This window comes from Bifidobacterium sp. UBA744 (assembly GCA_002298605.1).
Lineage (GTDB): Bacteria > Actinomycetota > Actinomycetes > Actinomycetales > Bifidobacteriaceae > Bifidobacterium.
The window spans coordinates 4,088-11,618 of record DBKS01000030.1 but is presented as its reverse complement, the minus strand read 5'-3'; the positions used below and the strand labels follow the sequence as shown (position 1 = coordinate 11,618).

The 7,531-nt window shown below is 63.6% G+C and carries 9 protein-coding genes; all 9 read right to left on the bottom strand.

Going from position 1 to position 7,531, the window contains the following annotated elements:
- Positions 1-410, bottom strand: a 410-nt coding sequence (locus B2994_RS03330) for an ACT domain-containing protein (protein ID WP_291526966.1), incomplete at its 3' end; no start/stop codon positions are given.
- A gap of 103 nt (positions 411-513) precedes the next feature.
- Complete coding sequence (locus tag B2994_RS03325; protein ID WP_291526965.1) at positions 514-1,278, bottom strand: aspartate kinase; 765 nt, start codon at positions 1,276-1,278, stop codon at positions 514-516.
- A gap of 198 nt (positions 1,279-1,476) precedes the next feature.
- Complete coding sequence (recR, locus tag B2994_RS03320; protein ID WP_291526964.1) at positions 1,477-2,091, bottom strand: recombination mediator RecR; 615 nt, start codon at positions 2,089-2,091, stop codon at positions 1,477-1,479.
- Between the two features lie 32 nt (positions 2,092-2,123).
- On the bottom strand, positions 2,124-4,634 hold the full coding sequence (gene dnaX, locus B2994_RS03315; protein ID WP_291526963.1) for a DNA polymerase III subunit gamma/tau: 2,511 nt from the start codon (positions 4,632-4,634) through the stop codon (positions 2,124-2,126).
- 160 nt (positions 4,635-4,794) lie between these two features.
- On the bottom strand, positions 4,795-5,916 hold the full coding sequence (locus B2994_RS03310; RefSeq protein ID WP_291526962.1) for a diacylglycerol/lipid kinase family protein: 1,122 nt from the start codon (positions 5,914-5,916) through the stop codon (positions 4,795-4,797).
- Between the two features lie 26 nt (positions 5,917-5,942).
- Positions 5,943-6,305 carry an Rv3654c family TadE-like protein gene (locus B2994_RS03305; protein ID WP_291526961.1) on the bottom strand — a complete coding sequence of 121 codons (363 nt, stop codon included), beginning with the start codon at positions 6,303-6,305 and terminating at the stop codon, positions 5,943-5,945.
- 118 nt (positions 6,306-6,423) lie between these two features.
- Positions 6,424-6,816, bottom strand: a complete 393-nt coding sequence (locus tag B2994_RS03300; protein WP_291526960.1) for a TadE family type IV pilus minor pilin — start codon at positions 6,814-6,816, stop codon at positions 6,424-6,426.
- Positions 6,817-6,824: 8 nt separating this feature from the next.
- A complete protein-coding gene (locus B2994_RS03295; RefSeq protein WP_291526959.1) occupies positions 6,825-7,106 on the bottom strand; it encodes a DUF4244 domain-containing protein in 282 nt (93 codons plus the stop codon).
- A 149-nt stretch (positions 7,107-7,255) separates the two neighbouring features.
- On the bottom strand, positions 7,256-7,531 hold a 276-nt coding region (locus B2994_RS03290), incomplete at its 5' end, for a hypothetical protein (protein ID WP_291526958.1).

Sequence of the window (7,531 nt, the reverse complement as noted above, 5' to 3'; positions counted from 1 at the left end):
CCCTTGTCGCTCAGCGCCTGGAAGAACTTGGCGGCCAAGCCGGAATGGGTTTTCATGCCGACGCCCACCACGGCGACCTTGCCGACATTCACATCGACGTCGAAGGAGTGGTAGCCCAACTCCTCGCGCTTGTCCAGCAGAACGTTCTGAACCTGCTTCAGCGACGCCTCCGGCACGGTGAAGGAAATATCGGCGGTGCCCACGGAAGCGCCCGCCTGCACGATCATGTCGACGTTCACGCCCGCACTCGCAAGCTCGGTGAACACCTTGGCGGCCATACCCGGCTCGTTCGGCACGGCGCGCACCGTGGCCAGCGCCTCGCTGCGGTCATGCGCCACGCCGGAAATCACCGGGGCCTCAGGACCAAGATCCGGAAACAAGTCACCCATGGACTGGTTGTTGTCGCTCATTGTCATAAGCCTTTCGCAAACGATGGTTAGCTGTTCGAAGTTGATGCCCGCCGGAACGAGCCGGGACCCTGATCGCCCGTCCGCTCCGATCCGGCGGAACGTATCAGTCGATATTCGGAATGGTACGGGCGTCCACACCATCAGGCACCACGATGGTGCCCGGACGATGCGAGAACGAGGAGCGCACATGCAGCGGCATGTTGAAGCGCTGGGCATATTCCACGCAGCGCAAGGCAAGCACCTTGGAACCGCAGGAAGCCATCTCGAGAATGGAATCGTAATCGATGACGGGAATACGGCGAGCAGTCGGCACGATGCGGGGATCAGCCGTGAACACACCATCCACATCGGTGTAGATCTCGCACACATCAGCACCCAATGCCACGGCAAGAGCCACAGCCGAAGTGTCGGAGCCGCCACGGCCCAGCGTGGTCGCGTCGCCTTCCTCGTTAATGCCCTGGAAGCCGGCCACAATCGCCACATCGCCCAACGACAGCGCCTGCTTGACGCGGTCGGGCTTCACGGCCTTGATATGCGCGGCGCCGTAGCGTGCGTCGGTGAAGAATCCAGCCTGCTGGCCAGTGAAGGAATGGGCGCGATCGCCAGCCGCATGGATCGCCATGGCGAGCAAGCTCATGGAGATGCGCTCTCCGGCGGTCATGAGCATATCCATTTCACGCTCGGGCGGGTTGGGGTCGATGCTCTTCGCCTGATCGATGAGATCGTCGGTGGTGTCCCCCATGGCGGAGACAACCACGGCCACTTTGTTGCCCTTTTTCTTCGTCTCGATGATGCGTCTGGCCACGCGTTTGATCGAATCGGTATCGGCGACGGACGAGCCGCCGTACTTCTGCACAATCAGAGCCACTGCAGTCCCTTATCTCTCGTGTTGCGTGATTACGTCTAGAGTACGCAGACGGGTTGATTATATGAAGTTTCGCGGTATGCGATCCGCCGGATATTCAGGATGCGGAACATGAGCCAGCGGATCGGCAACATAGGCGCGAATACGGCGACGCGGAACGGCCCGCCCTCATCGCGGCCCGAACCAGTCCGCTCACCCGGCTCACGCAGCCTGACGGCCGGCAAGCGCACGCCCCAGCGTGATCTCGTCCGCATATTCAAGGTCGGACCCCACCGGCAGGCCGCTGGCCAATCGCGTCACCTTGATGCCAAGGGGCGAGAGCAATTGGCTGATGTACCGGGTGGTGGCCTCCCCCTCGATGTTGGGATCCAGCGCGAGAATCACCTCGCCGACAGCGGTTTCGCCGGGCTTGGTTTTCAGGCGTTCCAACAGCTGCGGCAGGCGCAGGTCATCCGGGCCGACATTGGCCATCGGGTTGATGGCGCCGCCAAGCACGTGATAGAGGCCGTGGTATTCTCTCGTCCGCTCGATGCTCATCACATCCTTGGGCTCTTCGACGACGCAGATGACGGCATGGTCGCGCCGCGGATCCATGCACACCGGACACGGACTGGTTTCGCACACATTGCCGCAGATATCGCAAAATCGTACCTTTGCCTTGACTTCGGCGATGGCGTCGGCGAGCTCCTGCGCCTCGGATTGAGTCGCGCCGAGCAAATAGAATGCGATGCGCTGAGCGCCTTTGGGGCCGATGCCCGGCAGTCGCGCGAACGCGTCGATGAGGTTTTGGATCGCTCCGTCATAGGCGAGCGCCATAGTTGCGTCTTCCTTTCCGCAGCCGGCAACCGTCAGTCGCCGTCATGGTTTTTGCGCTGGATATTGTTGGGGTTATGCGGATCATCGGGGGCGAAATCCTCCACTTTCTTAACCTCGAACATCTTCTTGAGATCGTTCAGGTCCATTGCGGTCGCCTGTCCCAGTGATTCGTCACTCATTGAGTATTCGTCGTCCTCGGCGTCGACCGTAGGGGTCTGCGCCGCCGGATGGGACCAGGGATCCCTTTCGCCCGCCGCAGGCCCGGGCAGACCGGGTTCGGGTTCCCGCGGCGGCATGGAGGGACCGCCCGACGAGGACGCGGACTCAGACGCGGGGGCGGTGGCAGATGCAGATGCAGGCTCGGACGCGGACGGCCCGGCTTGCGCCGACGCTTCGGGCCGTTCGGCTCCGGGAGCCGCCGATGGCGCTTCCGGCGCAGTGCCGGCCGTGGGCGCCGCCCAGGGGTCGATGCCGTCCGCGATGTCCGGCACAGTGACATGCTTGACGTGACGCTCGTCCGAGACGCCGCCGGTCGGCGACGTTTCATGGGTACCCGCAACGTGACGCGGCGAAGCCCACGGATCGTCGTCAGCTATCTGATGACCGGTATCGGGCCAGCCGCCTCGATGAGCGTCATCCGCATCCGAGGATTCCTGTGAATCCACGGCCTGTCCGGATGGTGCAGCGGTTTGCGGCTTTTGGGAGGCGTTGCCTGACGCGGCCTCCGCCCGGGGAGCGATGGCGGCCGCCAACCCGGCCGCGGCGATTCCGGCATTGGCCATGGCGATCTGCGATTTGACGCGGGCCCGCTCCTCCGGCGCGAGTCTGCTGAGCGGCGGGGCGATCTGACCATCGGCCATCTTTTCAGTGGGGGCGAGCTGAACGCGATCGCCGAACAGCCGTTTCGTCTCGCCGCGCACGATATCGACGACCTTATGGGTGCCTCCGACCTCATGTTCGGACACCCCCATGGCAAACGCGTATTTGCTGATCGGAGTATCGAATTTAACCCACAGCCTGCCGCTGCCGGCCTGGGCGCCCAGCTGCAGTTTAATGCGCGGCACCTTCTGCCGGTTGACGTATTTGGCCACGTCGTCGGGCAGCCCCGCAACCAGCGCATCCCACCGTTCGTCAGGAGTGCGGCTATCCGGGACCGGGGCCTCGGCGGAGGGCCCGTCGGACACCGGCGGTTTCGTCTCATGATCGGAATCCACGGCGCCCGGCACTGTGGCGGCCGATACCGTGGCGGCCGGCGCCTCAGCAGCGGACTGGCGCCTCGCCGAACCGGCAAACCCACCGGCGGACCCACCGGCGGACCGATTGCGCAAGGCCCCGGCGAATCCGACACGTCGAGAAGAACCGCCACCGGCGTTGCCCGCCGCATCGTCATCACCCACGGCGGCGTCCGGGGCGGAATCGTCGGACCGCATTGCACCCGTCGGGGATCCGGCCAGCAGACGAGCAGCCAGCAGTTCCAAACGCATGCGCGGAGAGGTCGCCCCCGACATGCTTCCAAGTGCGTCATTGATGACATCGGCCATGTCGGTCAGCCTGGCCAGCCCCAATGCGCCGGCCTGGCGCTTGAGACCGGTCATGTCGTCAGCCGCCGCATCGTCGCTCAGCGCGGCTTCGGCGCGGCTGCCGCCCAAAGTCAGCACCAACAGATCACGCACCCGAGCCAGAAGATCCTCGACGAAACGCCTTGGGTCAAAACCACCGATGATCACCTTCTGGATCACGCCGTACAGCCGTTCGCCGTTCTGGTCGATCAAGGCGTCTATCGACTCTCCGATCAGCGCGTCCGGCGTAAATCCAAGCAGCGAGACGGCGCTGTCCTGCGTGATCACACCGTCCACCGATCCGACCATCAGCTGGTCGAGCACCGACAGTGTGTCGCGCATGGAGCCGCCACCCGCCCTCATGGCGAGCTTCAGCACACCGGTTTCCGGCTTGATGCCCTCTTTGGCGCAGATATCCTCCAAATATGGGCCCATGACCTCCGGGGGGACCAATCGGAAGGGGTAGTGGTGGGTACGGGATCGAATCGTGCCGATCACTTTATCCGGCTCGGTGGTGGCGAAGATGAACATCACATGGTCCGGCGGCTCCTCAACGGTTTTGAGCAGCGCGTTGAAGCCCTGCGGCGTCACCATATGCGCCTCATCGAGAATGAAGATCTTGTAGCGGTCCCGAGCGGGCATGGCAGCCACGCGGTCACGCAGCTCGCGGGCATCGTCGACACCGTTGTGACTGGCGGCGTCGATCTCGACCACATCGATCGACCCGGGGCCCCCGGTGGCCAGATCCCTGCAGCTTTCGCATTCACCGCACGGATGCGAAGTCGGGCCTTTCGCGCAATTGACGCAACGGGCGAGGATACGGGCGGAACTGGTCTTGCCGCAGCCTCGCGGGCCGGAAAACAGATATGCGTGGGTGAGTTTGCCCTCATCCAATGCGCGCATCAGGGGAACCGTGACTTGATCCTGCCCGATCACACCTTCGAAGGTATCCGGTCGATACCGACGATATAGCGCTAATGCCATGATCCCTACCTCTCAAACAATCGCAAGCGAGCCGACAACGCGATCGCGTCCCGTCGCGCCGCCACCAGGCTTCTAACCTACCGCCACCCAACTATCTCGCGGACGCACCCGCTTGCCAACGGCGCGATAAGCGATCGGCATGGCGGCACGTCCGCGGACCTTAACGCCGAAGAAACGCGCCGGTCCGCGCATCCCGCCCATCGCGGGCGATCAGATCATCGATCCTCTCCTCACAACGTTCGTCCTCCTCAATGGCGACCGCCGGCGGAACCAGTACCCGCAGGGCGCATCCTTCAGCGGCGACCGCAACCGGCAGATGACCCACATATTCGCCGTCGGCCATCAGCACCGGGGGCTCATCGCCCCGATCAGCCCGCGTTATCTCCACACTGCGCACACGCTGCCAACCGAAGCACCGGCAACTAAGCAGCCGATCGCCGTACGCCTTGGATATCGCCTCAACGCATTCGCGTGGATTCGGCATATGATCGAGCCACACCAGATCGAGCAGACCGTCGGCGAATCGCGAATAGGGCGACACCTCAAGCCCTCCGCCAATATGCCGTGAATTCGCGACGGTCAGCATCGGCGAGATGATGTCTCGCTCGTCAACGCCGCCATCCGCCAGTACGGCCCTGACATGGTAGCCGTACCGCTTCATATGCGTCAGCTCCGCCAACACCGCACTCAAATAGCGCAATTTGCCGCTGGGCAGCCTTGAATGGTTCGCGCGATCATTGATGCGCGCATCAAGGCCACATGACAACATGCCGGCGTAAAAGCGCCTGATCGACGCGGAACCGGGCAAACCATCCTCAGACAACTCGTCTCCGGTGGTTGGATCCACGGCCCATCCGCCGGGCAGCGACACCACATAGCCCATGTCCACGTCACTATGCGAGCCGTGAACGATGGCGCCCACAATGCCCTCGACGGCCACCTCCACCCGATCGATGGGCAGTTTCAGACCGCGGGCGAAGTCATTGCCCGATCCGATGGCCACAATGCCAAGCGGCGTGCCGCTGCTGCCCACCGCATTGGCGCCAAGCGCAATCATGCCGTCACCGCCAACGACCACCAGATAGTCATATGAGCCGGAGGCACTATGCGCGCGACGCAACGAATCATCAAAACTGGCTCCGGTCAAGTCGACAACGTCGAACCCATATCGGGCTCCGGCCATTTCGAGCAGATCCATCACCTGGACACCGATTTTGGCGCCCCGCCCCTTGTCCGCGGCAGGGTTGCCCAAAACAGCCACTGTTGTGTGTTCCTGACCCATACCGTTCAAGATATCGCAGTCGACCCCTATGAACAAGACTCCGGACCGGCCCTTGACCGGGCCGTCACCTCGGACATCCACGGCACCGCGACATCCACGGCAACCGTTACTTCGACATCCATGCCGTCAATGCCGCAGAAGCGAGGCATGGCACCGTAGCCATCGGCCAAGGAGGCAGCCACGCCACAGGGATCCGCCACCCCGTCATAGTGCGCCGCAGCCACCGCCAGCGCCACGCCGTCCGCAGCCGATTCGGCCTTGGACCGGCACACCAGCAGCTGCCCGCCCACCGCCACCGCACTGAGCAGCACCGCAATCAGAAAAACCAGCGCGGCACCGACAGCCGTGCCGGAGCCACGATCCGACGGCTCGGAGAACCGCAATGCCAACACCCTGCATCGTCGCCTCCGTTCCTGGAACCACCGGGAACGCGATATCCAACGCATATACCCGCCTCCTTTCCTTCCGCCCCGCCGGCAGTCCGGCCAGCCGACGATCCGGCAACAGTCACCATTGCTTGACGCCAACGGCATACCCCTCGACGGCGAACGGCAGCACGTCCAACGGTCCGGGAGCAACGCGGCAGCGGGTCCGGACCTCGACCCGATCGCCTCGATCGGTTAGCGTCACCGATGCACCATCCGCCACGGCACGAGCTGCGGCAACCGGATCGGAGGCATCACCCGCGACGACGACCTCGCGCGCCGCCGCACGCGCGGCGTCCTGGCAGTCCAGCACGACGACGACCGCGCGGCTCAGCGACAGCAACGCCAATGCCAGCACCATCGCCACCGGCAGGATAATCGCGAACTCCGCCGTTACAGACCCGCGATCATCCGTCCCCGCCGGTACGCTCCGACCATTGCGCCGCCATGGCGGCATGGCGTGAATCGGGCGCATGGCCCGACTCATCCTGTACCAAGCGCCGTTTTGATGATGTTGGTGATCAGCGTTTTGACAAAGCCGGACTTGATCACCGCAATGAGAATCCCGGCGAAAGCCGCGGCCGCAACGACGATCAACGCGTATTCCACAGTGGCGGCGCCACGCTCCGGTTCCACGGTCATGGTGCGCAGACGGGCGTCCAGGGCGCACACGCCTCGTTCGACGCCGGCCTTCCAACGTCGCAACGCACCACCGGGCTGCATGGATTCGACCGGGGTGGTAGGGCTCATAATTGTTACCGTCATAATGATCCTTTCTGTATGATTCGACCCGTATGAGTCGAGACGTGGAAGCCAGTATGCCCGGTTCGATCGCCGTATCAATGGGTTTGGGAGCTCTGTGGACGAACGACCCCCACTGAACGCAGTTACCGGAGTGTCGCCCGCCGCAACGATCACCCGAACACAGACGTCCCAAAGGACGCGATCACCGGAACGATGCCCAGTACAATGAATGACGGCAAAAAGCACAATCCCGTCGGCACCAGCATGCGCACGCCGAGTTTCGCCGCCCCCTCCTCGATGCGACGGCGCTCATCACGGTCGATTTGATCCACAACCGCCGAAATCCCGGCCAGCGGCGATGTCCCATGCCGATATGACGATTCAAGCGCGTCTGCCAGCAGGGTCATGCTCCCGCCAAGCCGCGGATGCGCACAGGCTCGAATCCA